Origin of the sequence: Burkholderia sp. SIMBA_051, from assembly GCF_046534915.1 — a bacterium.
Taxonomy (GTDB): domain Bacteria; phylum Pseudomonadota; class Gammaproteobacteria; order Burkholderiales; family Burkholderiaceae; genus Burkholderia; species Burkholderia ambifaria.
Window position 1 is genome coordinate 1 of sequence record NZ_JAWRXS010000349.1, and the last position, 267, is coordinate 267.

Consider the following 267-nt stretch of genomic DNA (forward strand, 5'->3'; position numbering starts at 1 on the left):
TGCATTGAACGCGGTGGCGAGGCGGTCGAGCAGCGGCTCGTAAATGCTCCGCTCGATCAGCACGCGGCTGCCCGCCGAACAGGTTTGCCCCGCGTTCTGCACGATCGCGTTGACGAGCGTGGGTAGCGCGGCGTCGAGATCGGCGTCCGCGAAGACGATTTGCGGCGACTTGCCGCCCAGTTCGAGCGTGACGGGCACGTGGTTTTCGGCGGCCATCTGCGTGACGAGCTTGCCCGTATCGGGCGAACCGGTGAACGAGATGTGATC

Annotated in this window: 1 protein-coding gene; it reads right to left on the reverse strand. The window is 65.5% G+C overall.

The window, feature by feature from the left end; genetic code table 11:
• Positions 1–267 (reverse strand): aldehyde dehydrogenase family protein (locus SB771_RS34815; RefSeq protein ID WP_410722017.1); only part of this gene is annotated, 267 nt, incomplete at both ends.